The organism is Ideonella sp. P3_A4, assembly GCF_056403075.1.
Map to the genome: position 1 here is coordinate 1 of NZ_JBFUGE010000073.1, position 18,376 is coordinate 18,376.

The window sequence follows — 18,376 nt, forward strand, 5'->3', positions numbered from 1 at the left end:
CTACGTGCTGAGCGGGCCGTCACTGGCCGCCGTGGGTGAGCCGATGGGCCTGACGCTGCCGACCACGGCCGACTTCACGATGCAAGGCCAGTTGCAGCGCGATGGCAACCGCTGGACCACGCAGGTCCAATCGGCCCACATCGGCCGCAGCCGGCTGGCGGGCGAGTTCGAATTCCGCACCCACCCCGGCGCGCTGCCGACGCTGACCGGCGAACTGCGTGGCCCGGAACTGTGGCTGCAAGACCTGGGGCCGGCGATCGGCACGGCACCTGAGCCGGAACTGGCCAAGACCAAGTCTGAGCCGTCGGCCGCCAACGAGCGCGTGCTGCCCGATCGGCCGCTGGACCTGCCGTCGCTGGCGGTGATGCAGGCCGATGTGCGCATCAAGCTGGACCGGCTCGAACTCGGCCACCCGAGGCTGCAGTCGCTCAGCCCGCTGAAGGCCCATCTGACTTTGAACGACAGCGTGCTGACGCTGGAAGACCTCGACGCGACGCTGGCACAAGGCCGGGTCTGGGGCAGCCTTCAACTCGACGCGCGGCAGCCAAGCAATGGCTTGTGGAAGGTCGACCTGTCGACCAGCGGTTTGCGCCTGGAACAGTGGATCCAGCAGCAACGGCCCAAGGGCGAGCCGCCTTACGTCGCCGGTGACCTGGGTGGCCGTTTCAGGCTGACCGGCCATGGCCGTTCGGTCGCCGACCTGCTGGCCACCGCCGACGGGCAGGCCCAGTTGCTATGGACCCGTGGCCAGATGTCGCACCTGGTGGTCGAGGCCGCCGGCATCGACGTGGCGCAGGCCCTGGGCGTGATGCTGCGTGGCGACGAAGCCCTCGCCGTCAGCTGCGGTGCGGCCGATCTGCAGGTCCAGCACGGACTGGTGTCGCCGAAGGTCCTGGTGGTCGACACCAGCGATTCGACGCTGTGGGCGACCGGCAACCTGTCGCTGGCGAGCGAGAAACTCGACCTGATCGCCCGCGTCGCCCCGAAGGACTTGAGCCCGTTGGCACTGCGAACCCCGGTGCATATACGCGGCACCTTGGGCGACCCCGATGTGTCGCTGGAAAAAGGGCCGTTGGCGCGGCGCGTGGTGCCTGCCGTGCTGCTGGGCATGCTGAATCCGCTGGCGGCGCTGCTGCCTTTGATCGACATCGGCAGCGACGAGGCCAAGGCCAAGCTGGCGGGTTGCCAGCAGTTCGTGGAGCGGCAGCAGCAGGCGGCGGCGGAGATGCAGAAGACGGCACACAAACCGACGCATAAGCCTGCGCAGAGGGTGGCCGTCACGCCGGCTGCGAAAGCACCGTAGGATTCGTCTGACAAGAAACACGTCGTTGCACGGACGCCCAAGGTTGGATGGGCGCTTGATAATCTGACCAAGCACCCAAGGCTGCCCTCGCAGGCCGCGGCGGGTTTCGGGACTTTATTGCGGCTGCCCCGCTTCTCGTTCGTATGACCTCGCTGTTGCCTGCCAGCGCCCCGCCGAACCCGCTCAGGTGCTTCCTCGTCGAAGACAGCGCGGTGATCCGGCAGAACCTGATCGCCACGCTCGAAGAGTTGCTGGCGGTGCAGGTCGTCGGCACGGCTGAAGACGAGCGCGGCGCGGTCGACTGGTTGCGCGATCACACCGCCGATGCCTGTGACCTGATGATCATCGACATCTTCCTGCGCAAGGGCACCGGGCTCGAGGTGCTGCGCCAAGCCCGCGCACGGCACCCCGAGGCGCGGCTGGTGGTGCTGACCAATTTCGCCACCGCCGACATGCGCAAGCGCTGTGCCCAACTGGGCGCCGACCGCGTCTTCGACAAGTCGGCCGAACTGGAAGAGTTGCTGGCCTATTGCGAGGGTCTCAGCCGGCCCCTGCCACAAGCTTGACGGGCCGGCAAAGCGGCCGGCAGAGCACCGTGCGGCTACTGGATCAAGCCGTTCTTCAGCGCGTAGTAGGTCAGGTCGCTGTTGGACGACAGCTTCATCTTTTCCATCACCCGCGTGCGGTAGGTCGAGACAGTCTTGACGCTCAGCGCCATCGAATCGGCCATGTGGCCGATGGTCTCGCCCTTGGCCAGTCGCAGGAAGACCTGGAACTCGCGCTCAGAAAGTTGTTCGTGCGGCAGCTTGGCGGGGTCACCACCCAACCCATCGGCCAGCAACTCGGCCACGGCCGCGGTGATGTACTTGCGGCCACGGTAAACCGTGCGGATCGCGGTGACGATCTCTTCCGGGTCGCATTCCTTGTTCAGGTAGCCACTGGCGCCCTGGCGCAGCAGCGTTGTCGCGTAGTGCGTTTCCGGAAAGCCCGACAGGATCAGCACCGGCAGGTCGGGCTCGCGCGCTTTGATCGCGGCCAATGCGTCGACACCGCTCTGGTCGGGCATCGACAAGTCCATCACCAGCACGTCGACCTCGCCGGCACGCACGAGGTTCAAGGCTTCACGCCCGTTGCCGGCTTCGCCGGTGACGCGCAGATCGACCTGCTCGGACAGGAACTGGCGCAGCCCGGTGCGAACAATCACATGGTCATCGACAATTCCAACCCGGATCATGGCGTACCTGTCGTGAGCGGTTTCAAGGCAAGGGGAGTGTAGGCCATGGTCTCTCGATTCGCCCCCTTTGGGCGTTCCCGCTACCAGCAACTGGCGTTCCCGCTCGCGGTGCTGGTGGCCGGCCTGATGATCACGCTGAGCGAGGTGGCTTATCACGGCGCCGACTCGCGCCTGACCCGCCTGGCGTCGATGGACCAGGCCCGCTTCGAGTTGCTGCGCGTTCTGCGCCGCGTGACCGATGCCGAGTCGGGCGAGCGTGGCTTTCTGCTGACCGGTGGTCCGGAATACCTGGTGCCCTACCAATCGGCCCGATCAGATGTGTTCGACGGCCTGCAGAAGATCGAGAAGCTTTACAACGACGTCGGTGACGCGGCGTCCGAGGTGCACCGCAAGCGCATCGCCGGCCTGGTGATCGCCAAGCTCAGCGAGATGGAAGAGACGCTGCGGCTGGACAAGAGCGGTGCGCGCGACACCGCGCTCGAGATGGTGCGTACCGGCATCGGCCGCGACCAGATGGAGCAGCTGCGCAAGGAAGTCGACGAGCTGCTGAAGCAGCAGAACAGCGCCGGCCACGAGGCGCTGGCCAGCGTCTACGACACGCTGCTGATGGGCCGGCTCGGCGTGGCCGCATTGACCGCGGTCGGCCTGCTGGTGCTCAGCGGCTTTCTGCGCACCGGCCGCCTGCTCGACAGGCAGCTGGCCGAGCGCCAGGCCGAAGCCCAGGCCGAACGCGAGCGGCTGGAGCGCGAGGTGCGGCTGCGCACCGCCGACCTGACCGAGCTCGCGCGCCACCTGCAGACCGCACGCGAAGACGAGCGCGCGCGCCTGGCGCGCGACCTGCACGACGAGCTGGGTGCGCTGCTGACCGCGGCCAAGCTCGATGTCGCGCGCATCCGCCCGAAGCTGCAGCAAGCTGCGCCCGACCTGGCGCCGCGCCTGGCGCATCTGGTCGAGGCGCTGAACAGCGGCATCGCACTGAAGCGCCGCATCATCGAAGACCTGCGCCCGTCGACCCTGAGCAGCCTGGGCCTGGGGCCGGCGCTGGAGATCCTGTGCAACGAATCGGCCGAGCGCATGGGTGTCCCGATCGACGCGATCATCGAGCCGGTTCGCCTGGGGCCTGGCGCCGACCTGGTGGTCTTTCGCATCGTGCAGGAATCGCTGACCAACATTGCCAAGTACGCCAGCGCCACGCAGATCGACGTGTCATTGACCAGTGAAGGCGACTGCGCACTGGTCGAGGTGCGCGACAACGGCGTCGGCTTCGACGCCAGCCAATCCACCAGCAGCAGCCACGGCCTGCTGGGCATGCGCTTTCGCGTCGAGGCCGAGCGGGGCCAGCTCAGCGTGCAATCGGTGCCCGGCCGCGGCACCACGCTGATCGCGCGATTGCCGCTCGCGCCGGAGACGCCAGAGGCGGAGGCCGCCGCCGACAGCAGCCTCGAAGCAGCGCCGGCCTCGGGCGATGAGCCGCGCGCGCCGGCCTGACACCACTGTCAACACGGTCTTGATCGGGGCGTAGTCTTCGTCCTACGTGCTCTCGCATTGCGCACCGACATCCAGCCGCGCCATCGGCTGCTGAAGTGCGAACAGGCGCCTGCCTACATTGGGATCCATCGCAGCGAACCGGCTGCGAGCCGTCTCAACCAAGGGCAGCCACGCCGCCCTTGTCGTCCAAGGAGCACCAGATGTTGCACTACGCCGTTGTCTTCCTCGTCATTGCGCTGATCGCAGCGCTGCTCGGCTTTGGCGGCATCGCCGCTGGCGCCGCTGGCATCGCCAAGATCCTGTTCGTTCTTTTCCTGGTCATGGCCGTGGCCGCATTCCTGATGGGACTGCTGCGCAAGGGCTGACCGCGGCCTGAGGGCCGCCTCCTCGTTCCACTCTCCAAGCCGATCGAAAGGAACCCCATGAATACCAAGACTTCACTCGCCCAATCCGCCAGCGAAACGGCAGACCAGGTGGCCGCCCAACTGGCCACCAAGGCCCACGGTGCAATCGACAGCACCCGCCAACGCGCCAACGGCGCGCTCGACAGCATCGACTCGGGCGTCGACCAAATGCGCGAAGTGGCACCCTCGGCCTTCAGCCGCGCCGCCGCACAGATGGAAGCCTTGACCCGCCGCGGGGTGGACCGCGCACGCGAAACCAGCAACCAGGTCCGTGACCAGGCCCACCGCGCCGGCGACCGGGCTGTGGGCTACATCCAGCACGAGCCCGTCAAGTCGGTGCTGATCGCGGTGGCCGCCGGCGCCGCTGTAGCGATGTTGGCAGGCTGGTTTGCCCGCTCGCGTTCCGGCCGGCTGTAAAACCGGTTGCGACCGCGGGTCTGCGCAGCGCGCCGATCGGCGCGCGCTGTAGCGCCCCCCAAAAGGCTGCCTTCGGGCAGCCTTTGCGCTTTTTGCCGCTTCGACTCAGGAACGTCGATTGCTCCTGAACGGCACCGAGGTTTGTCAGCCACTTCCGACAAGGGGATGGGCGGCCCGCTGATAGGCGGTCCGATTCGCGAAATTTAGGCTCACTCCACGGTTGAGCAGTTTTTTCTTCCTTCGACCGCCGACCCGGCCACCCCATGGGGGGCGCCGGCCTCACCTGGAGCCGCAATGCCCCGCGGCCTGAACAAAGAAGAGGAACCCGACATGAACTTCCGTCAACGCTCCACCACCCATGCCAGCGTGCTGGCCGTCGCCTTGGTCTCTTCGTTCCTGATGATGGGCTGCGAGAAGCAAGACGACCGCACCGCCGGCCAGAAGCTCGACAGCGCGATCGCCAAGACCGAGCAGAAGGCCGATGAAGCCAAGGTTGCGACCGAGAACGCAGCCGCGCGCACCGAGCAGAAGATCGACAACGCGACCGACCAGATGTCGGCCAAGGTCGAGAGCGCCACCGACAAGATGGCCAACAAGGCCGAAGACGTGGCGATCACTGCCAAGGTCAATGCCGCGCTTGCAGGAGACCCGAAGCTAAGCGCACTGAAGATCGACGTCGACACCGTCAGTGGCCGCGTCAACCTGTCGGGTTTTGCACCTGATGCAGTATCACGTGAACGCGCCACCCAATTGACCCAAGCGGTCAAGGGCGTGGTCAGCGTCGAGAACCGACTCGAAGTCCGCCCGTAAAGAGGCCGCTTCGAATTGAGAACAGGGAGATCGCGCCATGAAGCAAATCCATGCGCCGCTGTACCTGCTGATCACGTTGGCCAGCGCCGCGCTGGCGGCGTTGCAGCCCTTGGAAGCGGACGCGCTGGATGCGGGTTCGATGGCCGCGATCACCGACCAGGTGCTGACCACGCTGGCTGTGGATGACACCAGCGCGGCGCCGGGCCCAGCCGAGTAGCTGTTCGGCCGGCACAGCACAGGGCCTGTCCGCCTCCGTGGCGGCAGGCCCTTCTTTCGTTCGGCCCGCCCAAGCGAAGTTCAGACCGCCACCGCGCGCAGGCTTTCGCACAGCGTGGCCAAGCGGCCGGCGTCACGCGGTGCCAGTTCGCCGGCACGCAGCATCGACGCCCGCTCGATGGCGCGCAAGCGAAACACCAATTCTTCCTCGATCGCTTCGACCTCGGCCGCGTCGCGCGCCGTCAAGGCCTGTGCACTCCACAAGCCGCTCGCGTTCCAGCCCACGCGCAGCCGGCCCAGCAGATGGCGCGAGAGCGCAACCGCGTTCTTCAGCGCCGGCGATTCGGCGTCCAGCGCCAGCACCGCGACACTTTCCTCGGCCGCGCGCAAGGCACTGTCCAGACGGCCCAGGCGCAACTGAACCTCGGCGGTGCCCAGGCTGGCACGGCTGGGCAGCTCGGCGCGGGCACCGGCCTCGACCACCCGCGTCCAGTACAGGTCGAACTCACCGGGCACGGCCCGCAACGAGACGCTGACGCGCGCCAGCAGCGGCCGCTCGGCGTGGCGCAGCGTGCCCAGCGTTGCTTCGGTGACCGCCAGCATGCGGCCCAGCGCCGAGACGTCGTCGGACTGCAGCCCGTGCGGGTAGCCCGAGCCGTCGAGCCGCTCGTGGTGTTCGGCGATGGCGCGTGACAACGCGCCGGGGTAGTTGGTCAGCTGGGCGATCAGCAGGTGCCCCACATGCGGATGCACGACCAGCTGCTGGTAGCTGACGAAGTCGAGTTCGCGGTCGGCCTCGGCCTCGCCGTGGCGCGGGTCGATGTACATCTCGCCCAGGTCGTGCAGCAGCCCGCACAGCAAGGCCATGCGCATTTCGGCGGTGCCGCCGCCGTGCGCGTCCATCATTGCGCCGCACAGCGCCATCGCCTGCACCGCATGGTCGAAAGACTCCGGCCGCGAAGCCTGGGCCGCCGTCAGCAGCAGTTGCGGCACCGAATGCAGCGGCAGATGTGCCACCTCCTTCAGGATGCGGCTGGCATGCGAACGGATCAGTGTGGCCACGGGGCTGTCACGTTCGAGCAGAGCCTCGAAGGACTGAACCAGCGTGTGGGCGGTGACGCCGTCTTCGGCCAGCAGGCAACTCTCGAGCGGGTTGCGCAGTTGACGGTCGAGCAGCCGGCGCTGCAGTGCGTCGGAGACCGGCTGATCACGCGCCCAGAGCTTGATGCCCGAGATGTCGAAAATATCGCGCGAGGCGATGATGCTCTTGGTCTGGCTGGCCTCCAGGATGGTGGCCAGCGCGTGCTGGTTGGCGACCGAGAAAGACGGGCCACGGGTGGCTGTTGCTGCGTTCATCACGATGAATCTCCCTGATTCGCTGTGGCACCTGGGGCGCGCGTGGTTCGAGATGCTGAGACCTCGTATTTCGGCCACGTGTTGCAGGCTTGAAGCGGGGGTTTTCGCGGGCTTGGTGACAGTTGGAAACAGGTCTTGACGCCCGCTCGCAAGCGCCAGCGGTGAGCTGTCGGTGATTTCTCACAACCCAAGCCGGCCGCGCCTGACAACCGGCACGCCGCCACTGGCCAACCATCGCGAAAGACCCGATGGAGATGCGCCATGACACTCGATTCGATCCACCGCCATGTGGCGGGCCCCGCCGGTGCCTTGTTCGTCGACGACGGCGGCCAGGGTGCTGGCCTGCCGGTGCTGTTCGTGCACTCGTTCGCCGGCAACACCGGCCATTGGCAGGCCCAGCTGTCTCACCTGCGGCCGCAGCGCCGCGCGGTGGCGATGGACTGGCGCGGCCACTGCGAATCCGAGTTGCCGGCCGAGGTGGACTACACGGTCGACAGCATCGCTGCAGACATTGCTGCGGTGGTCGACGCATTGGCATTGCCACGCTTCGTGCTGGTCGGCCACAGCATGGGTGGCACCGCGGCGGCGGCCTATGCCGGCGCCCACCGCGACCGGCTGGCCGGGCTGGTGCTGGTCGGCACGCCGGGTCGCGCCGATCCTGCGGAATCGAAAGCCATCATGGATTCGCTGCACGCCGACTACGACAACGTGATGGAGAAATACTGGCAATCGATGACGGCCCATGCGCGGCCAAGCGTTCAGGCGCTGCTGAACGTCGAACGCAGCGAGATCGGCCGCGACGCGTCGCTGGCGATCATCGCGGCGATGTTCGCCTTCGACCCCTTGCCGGCGCTGGCGCGCTACCCCGGGCCCGTGCTGCTGATCGACACACCCCACAGCGAAAGTCCGACGGCGTTGTATCGCCAGGCCCGCCAACTCAAGCGCCGGTTGATCGGCGGTACCAGCCATTGGCCGCAGCTGGACGACCCAACCACCTTCAACCAGGTGCTGGACGAGTTCCTGGCGAAAGCGGACCCCCACGTCCCCTCCGGGGACTGCCCCCCGAGGGGGCTCGCGCAGCGGACCGGCAAAGCCGGCTCCGCGCACGCCACTTGATGGACGGCGGCGCTGCGCGCGCCGCATGACGGTGCGGTCGGGCCCAGAATGGCGGGATGACCATCCTGAGCACTGCGCGCCTGCGCCTCGAACCTTTCGACGATGCCCACCTGGACGGGCTGAACGAGCTGAACCGCGACCCGGTGGTGATGCGTTACCTCACCGGCAAGCCGGAGACGCTGGAGGAAACACGCGCCGTCATCGCCCGCGTCAAGGCCCGCTGGGCCGAATGGGGCTGCTCGTGGTGGGCCTTCATCGAGCATGACAGCGGCCAGATCGTCGGCGCCGGCTGTATCCAGCACCTGGCGCGCGACGCCGCCAACCCACTCGAGATCGGCTGGCGGTTGCGGCAGGACCGCTGGGGCAAGGGCCTGGCCTCGGAAGCCGCGCAAACGATGGCCGGCTGGGCCTTCGACTCGCTGCAAACGCCGCTGCTGATCTCGGTCTGCCACACCGACAACCTGGCCTCGGCCAAGGTGATGCAGCGGCTGGGCATGCGCTACCGCGGGGTCGAACGCTGGTACGACATGGACACGTCGGCCTACGAAATCACGCAGCAAGAATGGCAGGCGCGCTCAGCACAATGAGCGCGATGCAAACCCCCTTCGACACCCGACGCCGCCTGCTGTGCGGCACCGCCGCGCTGGCCGCCTGGCCTCACCTCGCCCAGTCCCAGACCACTCGCGACGCCACCGCCGCCCGCGCGCAATTGCAACGCCTGGAGGCCGACTTCGGCGGCCGGCTCGGCGTCTTCGCGCTCGATGCCGGCAGCGGCGAACAGCTCGGCCACCGTGCCGATGAACGCTTCCCGTTCTGCAGCACCTTCAAGATGATGCTGGCTGCGGCGGTGCTGCAACGCAGCGTGCGTGAGCCGCGCCTGCTGCAGCAACAGCTTGCCTATTCAAAACGCGATCTGGTGAGCTACTCGCCGGTGACCGAGAAGCACGTCGGCGCCGGGATGGCCGTGGCCGACCTGTGCCAAGCCACCGTGCAGCTCAGCGACAACACCGCTGCCAACGTGCTGATGAAGCGGCTCGGCGGCCCTGCCGCGGTGACGGCGTTCGCGCGCAGCATCGGCGACGCAACCTTTCGCCTGGACCGCTGGGAGACCGAGCTGAACACCGCGCTGCCGGGTGACCTGCGCGACACCACGACACCCGAAGCGATGGGCCGCAGCCTGCACAAGCTGGCGCTGGGCGACGCGCTGCCGGCGCTGCAACGCGACCAGCTGCAGACCTGGCTTCGCGGCTCGACGACGGGCGCCGAGCGCATCCGCGCCGGCGTGCCGGCCGACTGGCAGGTCGGCGACAAGACCGGCACCGGCGACCACGGTACCGCCAACGACATCGCCGTGTTGTGGCGACCGCACCGCGCGCCGCTGGTGCTGGTGGTCTACACAACCCAGCCGGCGCAAGACGCCAAGCCACGCAACGCGGTGTTGGCCTCGGCCGCGCGCGTCGTCGCGAGTTGGGCGGCCTGACGGCGCGGGCCGCCGTTCGCGCCGGCACAGCACCGCCGGCGCCGGCTGGCCACCGTCCGTCGCAGCCTGCTCGCAGGCCTGGCTGACGCTGGGCACCATGGCGTCCATCGAAGTTCAACACCTTCCTTGGAGCCCGAGATGCTGATGCAGATTCTTCTTCACACCCCGCGTTGGGTATTCGGCCTGTTCGCTGTGCTGCTGGCGCTCGGCCTGTCGCAGCTGGCCAGCCGCCGCGCCAGCCTGGTGAAGGTGTCGATCCTGCCGCTGGCGATGCTGGCGCTGTCGTTCTACGGCGTCTGGGCAGGCTTCGCGTCGCAGCCCTGGGTGCTGCTGGGTTGGCTGAAAGCGCTCAGCGTCAGCACGCTGCTGGTGACGCGGCGCCCGCTGCCGGCCGGCAGCACCTACGACGACGGCGCGCGCGAGTTCACGCTGCCTGGCAGTGCGGTGCCCCTGGCGATGATGATGAGCATCTTCTTCACCAAGTATGCGGTGGGCGTGGCCATGTCGCTGCAGCCCGACCTGGCGCAGAACACCACCTTTGCCTGGGCCATCAGCCTGCTGTACGGTGCACTGAGCGGTGTGTTCCTGGGCCGGGCGATTCGCTTGTGGCGCCTGGTGTGGCCGGCCGGCACGCTGCCCACCCAGCTCGCCTTCGCTGCGCGCTGATCCTCAAGGCATTCCCCCCCCAGGCCCACCGGCATCACCGGTGGGTCTGTTGTTTTTGGCGTGCGCGGCATTGACCCCACGCAAAGCCTGCGTTAGCCTGACCCCGTGATTGCACGCACACCGACCTCCCTAAAGCTGAGCCTAGCGCCCGGCCGGGATCGGTTCGTGCGCTAGGCGGCCGCGCTCGCGGCTTTTCAGCCTCCTCTTCCCCCGATCCCGGCCACGCCAGCGGCTTCTGAGAGCAGAAGCCCCAGGGAAGCCTGCGCCCTCTCCTGCTCGGCAACAGCCTGGCATGGCCACCCTCCGGGGTGACCATGCGCGCCCTGCCAAGCCCTGCTGTGCTCGCTCGACGAGCCACTTCTCTTGATGGCCGCTTCATGCTTTCCAACCCGCAATCCAAATACCGCCCCGCCCCCGCCGTGCACTTGCCCGATCGCCGCTGGCCGTCGCGCAGCCTGACCCATGCCCCGATCTGGCTGTCGACCGACCTGCGCGACGGCAACCAGGCCTTGTTCGAGCCGATGAACCAGGCCCGCAAGCAACGCCTGTTCGACCAACTGGTGGCCGTGGGCCTGCGCGAGGTCGAGCTGGGCTTTCCGGCCGCTTCGCAAATCGACTTCGATTTCGTGCGCCACCTGATCGAGCGTGACCTGATCCCGCCGCAGGTGATGCCGATGGTGATGACGCCAGCGCGGGCCGAGCTGGTCGAGCGCACCGTCGCCTCGCTGCGCGGCGCACGCCGCGCCACCATCCACCTGTACAACGCCACTGCGCCGGCCTGGCGGCGGCTGGTCTTTGGCCTCAGCGTGGCCGAGGTGATGGCGCTGATCCGCGAGCATGTCGAGCTGGTCAGGCGGCTGACCGATGCGCAGCCCGAGACCGAGTGGGTGCTGCAGTACTCGCCCGAGACCTTTTGCATGACCGAGCTGGAGGTGTCGCTCGAAGCCTGCGCCACCGCGATCGACGCCTGGGGCGCCGGGCCCGGCCGGACGATGGTCATCAACCTGCCGACGACGGTGGAGGTGGCAACACCCAATGTGTTCGCCGACCAGATCGAATGGATGGACCGCCACCTGCCGCAGCGCGAGCACCTGGTGTTGTCGGTCCACCCGCACAACGACCGCGGCACCGGCGTGGCCTGCGCCGAGCTGGCGCTGCTGGCCGGTGCGCAGCGGGTGGAAGGTTGCCTGTTCGGCAATGGCGAGCGCAGCGGCAACGTCGACCTGGTGACGCTGGCGCTGAACCTGTACGCGCAAGGCATCCACCCGGGGCTGGATTTCTCGGACATCGCTGCAGTGGCGCGGGTGGTCGAGGACTGCACCGCCTTGCCGATCCACCCGCGTCACCCGTACGTCGGCGACCTGGTGTTCACGGCGTTTTCCGGCTCGCACCAGGACGCGATCAAGAAGGGCCTGGCCGCGCAGGCCCACGATGCACCGTGGGAGGTGCCTTACCTGCCGATCGACCCGAAGGACCTGGGCCGCAGCTACGACAGTGTGATCCGCGTCAACAGCCAGTCAGGCAAGGGCGGCATCGCCTACTTGCTGGAGCGCGAGCACGGCTTGGTGATGCCGCGCCGGATGCAGGTGGAGTTCAGCGCCGTGGTGCAGCGTCATGCCGACGCGAGCGAAGCCGAGGTCAGTGCGGCGCAGCTGTGGGCGCTGTTCCAGCAGGCTTACCTGACACCGCAGGTCAACGGACAGCCGTTGGTCTATCGACACCACGAGGAGACCGCATCCGTGTCAGAGGATGGCGGCGCCTGGGCGATCGAGATCGAACTGCTCGCTGGCGGCCAGGTGCAGCGCTGCTGCGGCGAAGGCCCCAGCCTGCTCCACGCCGCCGTCCATGCCCTGGCGCCCGGCGTGCGGCTCGACAGCCACGCCGAATCACCGGGATCCGGCTGGGCCATCGTCGAACTGGCGGCGCCCGGCGTGGCCGGCACACGCTTCGGTGCCGGCCAGCACGCCGATGCCGACACCGCCGGCGTGCTGGCAGTGCTGAGCGCCGCCGCCCGCCTGGGCGCGCTCAGCCCGCTGGCATTTCAGTTCGCGTCGTTGACGTAGCGCACCGGCAGCCAGACATAACCGGCACCTTGCTTGCGCAGGTGGCCGATGCCGGGGAAGGTGACGTGCGACGGCGCGACCAGGTAGCCCTGCTTGGCTGCGTCGGCAAACGCCACCAGGCGCTGGGCCTTGGCGGCCTTCGAGTCGGTGTCGAAGGCCACCGTGATCGCCGGCTCGGGGAATTGCACCTCTTCGAAGTGCATCAGGTCACCCCAGAACACCAGCTTCTGGCCCTTGCTCTCCAGCACGTAGAAGCTGTGGCCCGGCGTGTGGCCGTGCGTCGGCTGGGTGCGGATGCCCGGCACGATCTCGGTCGAGCCTTCGAAGGGCTTGACCTTGCTGGCCTTCACATAAGGCATCAGCGCGGCCTGGGCCATCTTGAAGAAGCCTTGTGCTTCCTTCGGCGCGGCGTCGGCCTTGCCGGTGTCGAGCCAGTAATCGAGCTCGGCCCGATCGGCGTGCACGACCGCGTTCGGGAACTGGATCGTCTCGCCGTCGACCAGGCCGCCGACGTGGTCGGCATGCAGGTGGGTGATCACGATGTCGGTCACCTGGTCGGGTGTGTAGCCGGCCGCCTTCATGCTGGCCTGCAGCTTGTTCAGCGACGGGCCGAAGAAGCTGCCGGCGCCGGCGTCGACCAGCACCAGCTTGTCGCCGATCTTGACCAGGAAGGCGTTGACCGAGGTGTGCAGCGGGCCGGTCTGGTGGGCTTGCTTCAGCAGCTCGTCGACATGCTTGGGCGTGGTGCCGGTCAGGATGTTGGACTGCAGCGCCACCGTGCCATCGGACAACGAGGTGACCTCGGCGTCGCCGAGCATCATGCGCACATAGCCGGCCTGGGCCTTGGCCATCGTGGGCGGGGGCGGCGTCTGGGCCGAGGCAGTGCCGACGCCGGCCCACAAGACGGTGGCCAGCGCTGCGGCAACAGCGGATTTTGCAAAGGTGAAAGCGGGGGTCGTCATGGCATGTCCTTGCTGTGTTTCTCGAAGAGTGCTTGTTGTTCTTCCATCGGTGCCGCGGCGCGAGGCCGCGTGCTCAGGCGGGCCGGATGTTCCCCGACCTGCGGTGATCGTGCCGGAACAAGCTGTAAAGGCCCGCCGCGGCGGCAGTGGAAGACTGCGGGCCGAACGATAGGCCGCCGCGCGAAACCGAACAAGCACCCAGCCGAGCGGGCTGTTTTTCCGTGGTGCAACAATTGATCGGATGGACAAGTTCGCCGCCTTGCAAGCCTTCGCCCGCGTCGTCGAATGCGGCAGCTTCACCAAGGCCGCCGCCTCGCTGGGCGCCACCAACGCGGCGGTCACCCGCTCGGTGCAGGACCTGGAGTCGCACCTGCACACCAAACTGATCCACCGCACGACGCGGCGCGTGGCCATCACGCCGGACGGCCAGCGGCTGTATGAGCGCGCCGCCGGCTGGCTCAACGACTGGCAGGCGTTGGAGGCCAGCGTCGTCAACGCGCAGGCCTCGCCCGCCGGGCGCTTGCGGGTCGACATCGGCGCCGCGCTGGCGGGCCAGTTCCTGATCCCGGCGCTGCCGCGGTTCCACGAGCGCTACCCCGACATCGAGATCAGCCTGGGCGTGGGCGACGGCGTGACCGACCTGATCGGCCAGAACGTCGACTGYGTGATCCGCGGCGGTGTGATCGAAGACGAGTCGCTGGTGGCGCGCAGGCTCGGCGTCTTCAACTACATCACCTGTGCGACGCCGCAATACCTGCGCACGCATGGCGTGCCGACGCACCCGAGCGAGCTCGAAGACCCCACGCACCGCGTGCTAAGCCTGTTCAAGCCCGGCAGCGGCGAACTGCGCCCACTGGCCTTCGAGCGCAACGGCCAGCGGCTGACGGTGAAAGGGCGCAGCGCCTTGTCGCTCAACGAGAGCAACGCCTATGTCGCCGCCGGACTGGCAGGCCTGGGCGTGATGTCGATCGCTGCGTTCCTCGTCCACGATGCGCTGGCCGACGGCCGCCTGGTGCGCCTGATGCCCGACTGGGCCTGCGATGAGAAGCCGATCTACATCGCACACGCATCGCGCCGGCACATGAGCGCACGCCTGCGCGTGTTCATCGACTGGGCGGTGCAGCTGTTCGAGCAAGAGCCGCTGTTCCGGCCCGGCGCCATGGTCCCGGCCGGGCCCGTGGCCAGCCGGCGCCGCACGACGGCGCCAGTGCCGATCAAGCGCCTGCCGCGCGCACCACGCGCCGGCCAGGCCACACCGGGCTGAACGCTCACCCCAAGGGAGCCCCCATGACCACGCTGACCTCCACGGCCCGCCTGCTCGACGCGATCCACTTCGCCGCGCAGCGCCACCGCGACCAGCGCCGCAAGGACCGCGAGGCCAGCCCCTACATCAACCACCCGGTCGCGCTGGCCCAGCTGCTGGCGGTGGATGTCGGCATCGACGACCAGGACGTGCTGATCGCCGCGATCCTGCACGACACGGTCGAAGACACCGAGACCACGCTCGAAGAGCTGCGCCAGCGTTTTGGCGAGACGGTGGCCGGCATCGTCGGCGAGGTCACCGACGACAAGGCCCTGCCCAAGCATCGGCGCAAGGCGCTGCAGGTCGAGCACGCACCGCACAAGAGCCCGGGCGCCGCGCTGGTCAAACTCGCCGACAAGATCTGCAACCTGCGCGACATCGCCAATTCACCGCCAGCCGACTGGTCTTTGCAACGGCGGCGAGAGTACTTCGACTGGGCCAAGCAGGTGATCGACGGCCTGCCGCCGGTCAACGCGCCGTTGATGGCGCTGTTCGAGCAGGTCTACGCCCGGCGGCCCTAGGGTCGGCCGGGCGTCGGCCATTGCGCCCACCTCATCGGCTTGCGAAACCATGTTCGCGCATTGGGCGAGATGACATGGGCGCAGCGGCTTTGCAGCCCCCGGCCAAAGCGCTAGAGTGGGCTGGCTGGGCCAGGCGCCCGGCGGACAGGGAGCAGACCGCCCGGGCGGTGCGCGCGATGGACCTTGCCCGTCCCAGGAAGGGTTCTTCTTCAGTCGAGGAGCGCCAGATGTCCAAGCGATTCATCTTCCTGTGGGCCCTGCTGCTCTGCTGGTCCACGCTGGCCTTGTCCCAGGTGTCCCAGGTGTCCCCGATGCCCCAGGCCACCAGCCCCGAGCACAAGGTGTTCACCGTCGGGGTCGAGGAGTTCTATTACGCCCCCCACTACTTCACCGTCAACGGCCGCTACTACGGCTTTGGCCGCGATGTGCTGGACCTGTTCGCGCGCAAGAAAGGCTACGAGTTCAACTACCAGACGCGGCCCTATGTGCGGATGGTCAAGGAGCTGCTGCGTGGCGACATCGACTTCCAGTACCCGGACAACCCGGACTGGCTGGCCGACCTGAAGCGCGGCCACAAGATCTACTACAGCCAGGGCGTGATCGAGTACGCGGACGGCATCAGCCGGCGCCGCGAGGACATCGGCAAGCCGATCAGCACGCTCAAGCTGATCGCGATGCCGCGGGGCTGGTCGCCGATCGACTATTACCCGCTGGTCCAGCGCAAGGAGCTGGTGATCGAAGAGGCCAACTCGGTCGAGGCAGTGATGCAGATGCTGCTGAGCAAGCGGGTCGACGGGGTCTACCTGAATGCCGATGTGGTGGTCGGCTATCTGGCCGGCGCCRGGCTGTCGGCAGAGGCCGGCTTCGACAAGAGCCTGCCCTACCAGTTCAGCCGGTTTGCGCTCGCCAGCAAGACCCACCCCGAGGTGATCAAGGAGTTCAACCAGTTCCTGCTCGACAGCGCCAGCGAGATCAAGAAGCTCAAGGAGAGCTACAAGTTCCGCTACGACGCCGATCCCAGGACACTGCCCTAGTGAGCCGCTGAGAACTGCTCGGCGAATCCGGGGCGGCTCGAGCGGCGGACGTGCATTCTTAACAGGACCAACAGGAGCCCACCATGAATCCCATCAAGACCGTTGCCATCGTGCTGATCGTCGCGGGTGTGCTGGGGCTGCTGTATGGCGGCTTCAGCTACACGAAGGAAACCCACGACGTGAAGATCGGCCCCATCGAACTTTCCGTGAAAGAAAAGCAGGAGGTCAACATCCCCATGTGGGCGGGCATAGGGGCCATCGTGGTCGGCGGTCTTCTCCTCGTCTTCGGTGGCAGGAAGGGGTAGGTGCTTGAACGCCGAGCCTGCGATGCAACATTCGAACGGTACGTTCATCTACCTGGTGGGCATCGCAGGGTCTGGGAAGTTGACGATCGCGAAGGCCATTCAGCGACAGCACAGCAGCCTCATCGTCGACAACCACCACATCAACAACGTCATCTTCGCGCTCATCGACGCCGACGGTGTGACCCCGCTGGCGCCAACAGTCTGGGACAAGGTGGCGCGCGTCCGGTCGGCAGTGCTGGAGACTGTGCGAGACCTCGCCAAACCCGGACGGACCTTCATCTTCACGAACGAACTGCTCGAAGGAGTCCCCCGGCACGCCGAGGTGTTCGAGGATGTGCGCCGCACCGCTGCCGAACGTGGCGCCCGTCTTTGCACGGTCCGCTTGCAGATCGATCCCGAAGAAGCCGCCCGACGGGTGACCAGCCCCGGGCGCGCCGAAGCTTTCAAGGAGATCGACCCGAACGAAGCGCGCAGGAAGGCCGCAGAGGCCATCGTGCTGCGCCCGCCGGGGCTTGCCACCCTGGACCTCGATGTCACTCAGCTCACGCCCGATCAAGCATCAGAGCGAATACTGGCGCATGTGCGCGCCGCCGAAGCCTGACTCTTTCGGCCATCGCGCTTCGGCTTGAGGGTTCGAGGTCTGCGACCGTGTCAACCAGTTCCTGCTCGACAGCGCCGCCGAGATCAGGAAGCTCAAGGAAAGCTACAAGTTCCGCTACGACGTCGATCCCAGGACCTTGCCCTATTGAGCCTGGACTGGCCGGCTGCACCACCTGTCAGCGCTCTAGGGGGATCGCGGAACAACGGCTTGATGGCCTTGAATTTCGACGTTAGATTGTGCAACCGCGCATCCGTGGAGGGCCAGGCGAATGCCTGGTCGGGTGATGCGTGGAAGACATCCAACCAGAAAGATCCTCACGATGATTCGAATCCAATGGCCCTTGGCGGCCCTGACCTTGGCATGCGCCGGTGGCGCCTTCGCAGCCCTGCCGACCTACAGCGTTGCACCGCTGCCGCTCGGCGATGCACCCAGCGACACCGGCTTCTACTCGAGCGCCAACGCCATCAACAATGCCGGGCAGGTGGCCGCCAACCGCGGCCAGGGCGGCGCCGGCGCGTTGGCCTACCGCTGCTCCTCGACAGCATGCCAAGGAGTGCCGCTGCTGCCTGGCGGCCACCACGGCACGGTCAGCGCCGCAGCCATCGGCAAGGGCGGCGTCGTTGTCGGGTCGAATCCGCAGGAGCGACCTTATTCTCTGGCCTACAAGTGGGACGGCAAGACCGTGACCACCTACGAACCGCCCAAGGGCGATTGCCCGTGGTGCGAGCTGAGCAGCGTGGCCTACGCTGTCAACAAGGAAGGGCGCATGGCCGGCATGGCGCAGGATCCGCACCTTGGCGACCTCGCCGCCACCTTCGAGCTCGATGGCACGATCGTGAAGCTGCCGAGCCTGGGTGGCGAATGGGCTTATGCCAATGACATCAACGACGACGGCATCGTCGTCGGCACCGGCGAACGCGCCGACGGCTCCTACCGCGGCTTCGTCTACGACGGCAACCAGCTGACCGAGCTCGGCACGCTGGGCGGCACCCGCTCAGACGCGAAGGCCGTGAACCTGGCTCGCCAGATCGTCGGCTGTTCGAAAACGGCGGGCGATGCAGGCTGGCAAGGCTTTATCTACCAGCAGACGATGGCGC

Annotated in this window: 20 protein-coding genes and 1 pseudogene; 18 read left to right on the forward strand and 3 right to left on the reverse strand. The window is 67.4% G+C overall.

The features are described from left to right. A partial coding sequence (locus AC1DYI_RS09940) for an AsmA family protein (RefSeq protein WP_477203940.1) occupies positions 1–1,303 on the forward strand: 1,303 nt, incomplete at its 5' end. A 143-nt stretch (positions 1,304–1,446) separates the two neighbouring features. Next, complete coding sequence (locus AC1DYI_RS09945; protein WP_477203941.1) at positions 1,447–1,869, forward strand: response regulator; 423 nt, start codon at positions 1,447–1,449, stop codon at positions 1,867–1,869. Between the two features lie 35 nt (positions 1,870–1,904). Here AC1DYI_RS09945 and AC1DYI_RS09950 read toward each other — a convergent pair whose 3' ends face one another. Further along, on the reverse strand, positions 1,905–2,537 hold the full coding sequence (locus tag AC1DYI_RS09950) for a response regulator (protein ID WP_477203942.1): 633 nt from the start codon (positions 2,535–2,537) through the stop codon (positions 1,905–1,907). Positions 2,538–2,582: 45 nt separating this feature from the next. On the opposite strand from AC1DYI_RS09950, the gene AC1DYI_RS09955 reads away from it, so the two are divergent. From AC1DYI_RS09955 to AC1DYI_RS09975, 5 genes are all read left to right on the forward strand, one after another. Then, a complete protein-coding gene (locus AC1DYI_RS09955; protein ID WP_477203943.1) occupies positions 2,583–4,025 on the forward strand; it encodes a CHASE3 domain-containing protein in 1,443 nt (480 codons plus the stop codon). 200 nt (positions 4,026–4,225) lie between these two features. Next, positions 4,226–4,390 carry a DUF1328 domain-containing protein gene (locus AC1DYI_RS09960; RefSeq protein ID WP_477203944.1) on the forward strand — a complete coding sequence of 55 codons (165 nt, stop codon included), beginning with the start codon at positions 4,226–4,228 and terminating at the stop codon, positions 4,388–4,390. Positions 4,391–4,447: 57 nt separating this feature from the next. Then, the gene (locus AC1DYI_RS09965) at positions 4,448–4,846 is read left to right on the forward strand and encodes a hypothetical protein (RefSeq protein ID WP_477203945.1); all 399 of its coding nucleotides are present in this window, start codon (positions 4,448–4,450) and stop codon (positions 4,844–4,846) included. A gap of 330 nt (positions 4,847–5,176) precedes the next feature. Further along, complete coding sequence (locus AC1DYI_RS09970) at positions 5,177–5,656, forward strand: BON domain-containing protein (RefSeq protein ID WP_477203946.1); 480 nt, start codon at positions 5,177–5,179, stop codon at positions 5,654–5,656. Between the two features lie 37 nt (positions 5,657–5,693). Then, entirely contained in the window at positions 5,694–5,873 is a 180-nt protein-coding gene (locus tag AC1DYI_RS09975) for a hypothetical protein (RefSeq protein ID WP_477203947.1), read from the forward strand. A gap of 80 nt (positions 5,874–5,953) precedes the next feature. Here the strand turns inward: AC1DYI_RS09975 and AC1DYI_RS09980 are convergent, their stop codons facing one another. Next, complete coding sequence (locus AC1DYI_RS09980) at positions 5,954–7,228, reverse strand: HD-GYP domain-containing protein (protein ID WP_477203959.1); 1,275 nt, start codon at positions 7,226–7,228, stop codon at positions 5,954–5,956. 261 nt (positions 7,229–7,489) lie between these two features. On the opposite strand from AC1DYI_RS09980, the gene AC1DYI_RS09985 reads away from it, so the two are divergent. From AC1DYI_RS09985 to AC1DYI_RS10005, 5 genes are all read left to right on the forward strand, one after another. Then, complete coding sequence (locus AC1DYI_RS09985; protein ID WP_477203948.1) at positions 7,490–8,344, forward strand: alpha/beta fold hydrolase; 855 nt, start codon at positions 7,490–7,492, stop codon at positions 8,342–8,344. Positions 8,345–8,400: 56 nt separating this feature from the next. Continuing rightward, positions 8,401–8,931 (forward strand): GNAT family N-acetyltransferase, encoded by a 531-nt coding sequence (locus tag AC1DYI_RS09990; protein WP_477203949.1) that lies wholly within the window; start codon positions 8,401–8,403, stop codon positions 8,929–8,931. A 5-nt stretch (positions 8,932–8,936) separates the two neighbouring features. Beyond that, a complete protein-coding gene (gene bla / locus AC1DYI_RS09995; RefSeq protein WP_477203950.1) occupies positions 8,937–9,824 on the forward strand; it encodes a class A beta-lactamase in 888 nt (295 codons plus the stop codon). Between the two features lie 138 nt (positions 9,825–9,962). Next, positions 9,963–10,490, forward strand: a complete 528-nt coding sequence (locus AC1DYI_RS10000) for a DUF6622 family protein (protein ID WP_477203951.1) — start codon at positions 9,963–9,965, stop codon at positions 10,488–10,490. A 377-nt stretch (positions 10,491–10,867) separates the two neighbouring features. Continuing rightward, positions 10,868–12,553, forward strand: a complete 1,686-nt coding sequence (locus tag AC1DYI_RS10005) for a 2-isopropylmalate synthase (protein WP_477203952.1) — start codon at positions 10,868–10,870, stop codon at positions 12,551–12,553. On the opposite strand, the gene AC1DYI_RS10010 is transcribed toward AC1DYI_RS10005, so the two are convergent. Continuing rightward, a complete protein-coding gene (locus AC1DYI_RS10010) occupies positions 12,532–13,515 on the reverse strand; it encodes an MBL fold metallo-hydrolase (RefSeq protein ID WP_477203953.1) in 984 nt (327 codons plus the stop codon). The genes AC1DYI_RS10005 and AC1DYI_RS10010 overlap by 22 nt on opposite strands. A gap of 241 nt (positions 13,516–13,756) precedes the next feature. Here AC1DYI_RS10010 and AC1DYI_RS10015 point away from each other — a divergent pair, with 241 nt between their 5' ends. The 6 genes and pseudogenes from AC1DYI_RS10015 to AC1DYI_RS10040 all read left to right on the forward strand — a co-directional run. After that, a complete protein-coding gene (locus tag AC1DYI_RS10015) occupies positions 13,757–14,779 on the forward strand; it encodes a LysR family transcriptional regulator (protein WP_477203954.1) in 1,023 nt (340 codons plus the stop codon). 23 nt (positions 14,780–14,802) lie between these two features. After that, a complete protein-coding gene (locus AC1DYI_RS10020; protein ID WP_477203955.1) occupies positions 14,803–15,339 on the forward strand; it encodes an HD domain-containing protein in 537 nt (178 codons plus the stop codon). A gap of 227 nt (positions 15,340–15,566) precedes the next feature. Beyond that, on the forward strand, positions 15,567–16,373 hold the full coding sequence (locus tag AC1DYI_RS10025; RefSeq protein ID WP_477203956.1) for a substrate-binding periplasmic protein: 807 nt from the start codon (positions 15,567–15,569) through the stop codon (positions 16,371–16,373). Between the two features lie 83 nt (positions 16,374–16,456). Continuing rightward, positions 16,457–16,678 (forward strand): hypothetical protein, encoded by a 222-nt coding sequence (locus tag AC1DYI_RS10030; protein WP_477203957.1) that lies wholly within the window; start codon positions 16,457–16,459, stop codon positions 16,676–16,678. A gap of 22 nt (positions 16,679–16,700) precedes the next feature. Next, a complete protein-coding gene (locus AC1DYI_RS10035; RefSeq protein ID WP_477203958.1) occupies positions 16,701–17,279 on the forward strand; it encodes a P-loop nucleotide/nucleoside kinase family protein in 579 nt (192 codons plus the stop codon). Positions 17,280–17,598: 319 nt separating this feature from the next. Next, positions 17,599–18,376: pseudogene (locus AC1DYI_RS10040) on the forward strand (hypothetical protein); the annotation flags it as partial.

Excerpts from the sequence above, each read along its gene's own strand:
- AC1DYI_RS09945 (WP_477203941.1), top strand. The coding sequence starts at position 1,447 with ATGACCTCGCTGTTGCCTGCCAGCGCCCCGCCGAACCCGCTCAGGTGC.
- AC1DYI_RS09950 (WP_477203942.1), bottom strand. The coding sequence starts at position 2,537 with ATGATCCGGGTTGGAATTGTCGATGACCATGTGATTGTTCGCACCGGG.
- AC1DYI_RS09955 (WP_477203943.1), top strand. The coding sequence starts at position 2,583 with ATGGTCTCTCGATTCGCCCCCTTTGGGCGTTCCCGCTACCAGCAACTG.
- AC1DYI_RS09960 (WP_477203944.1), top strand. The coding sequence starts at position 4,226 with ATGTTGCACTACGCCGTTGTCTTCCTCGTCATTGCGCTGATCGCAGCG.
- AC1DYI_RS09965 (WP_477203945.1), top strand. The coding sequence starts at position 4,448 with ATGAATACCAAGACTTCACTCGCCCAATCCGCCAGCGAAACGGCAGAC.
- AC1DYI_RS09970 (WP_477203946.1), top strand. The coding sequence starts at position 5,177 with ATGAACTTCCGTCAACGCTCCACCACCCATGCCAGCGTGCTGGCCGTC.
- AC1DYI_RS09975 (WP_477203947.1), top strand. The coding sequence starts at position 5,694 with ATGAAGCAAATCCATGCGCCGCTGTACCTGCTGATCACGTTGGCCAGC.
- AC1DYI_RS09980 (WP_477203959.1), bottom strand. The coding sequence starts at position 7,228 with ATGAACGCAGCAACAGCCACCCGTGGCCCGTCTTTCTCGGTCGCCAAC.
- AC1DYI_RS09985 (WP_477203948.1), top strand. The coding sequence starts at position 7,490 with ATGACACTCGATTCGATCCACCGCCATGTGGCGGGCCCCGCCGGTGCC.
- AC1DYI_RS09990 (WP_477203949.1), top strand. The coding sequence starts at position 8,401 with ATGACCATCCTGAGCACTGCGCGCCTGCGCCTCGAACCTTTCGACGAT.
- bla (WP_477203950.1), top strand. The coding sequence starts at position 8,937 with ATGCAAACCCCCTTCGACACCCGACGCCGCCTGCTGTGCGGCACCGCC.
- AC1DYI_RS10000 (WP_477203951.1), top strand. The coding sequence starts at position 9,963 with ATGCTGATGCAGATTCTTCTTCACACCCCGCGTTGGGTATTCGGCCTG.
- AC1DYI_RS10005 (WP_477203952.1), top strand. The coding sequence starts at position 10,868 with ATGCTTTCCAACCCGCAATCCAAATACCGCCCCGCCCCCGCCGTGCAC.
- AC1DYI_RS10010 (WP_477203953.1), bottom strand. The coding sequence starts at position 13,515 with ATGACGACCCCCGCTTTCACCTTTGCAAAATCCGCTGTTGCCGCAGCG.
- AC1DYI_RS10020 (WP_477203955.1), top strand. The coding sequence starts at position 14,803 with ATGACCACGCTGACCTCCACGGCCCGCCTGCTCGACGCGATCCACTTC.
- AC1DYI_RS10030 (WP_477203957.1), top strand. The coding sequence starts at position 16,457 with ATGAATCCCATCAAGACCGTTGCCATCGTGCTGATCGTCGCGGGTGTG.
- AC1DYI_RS10035 (WP_477203958.1), top strand. The coding sequence starts at position 16,701 with ATGCAACATTCGAACGGTACGTTCATCTACCTGGTGGGCATCGCAGGG.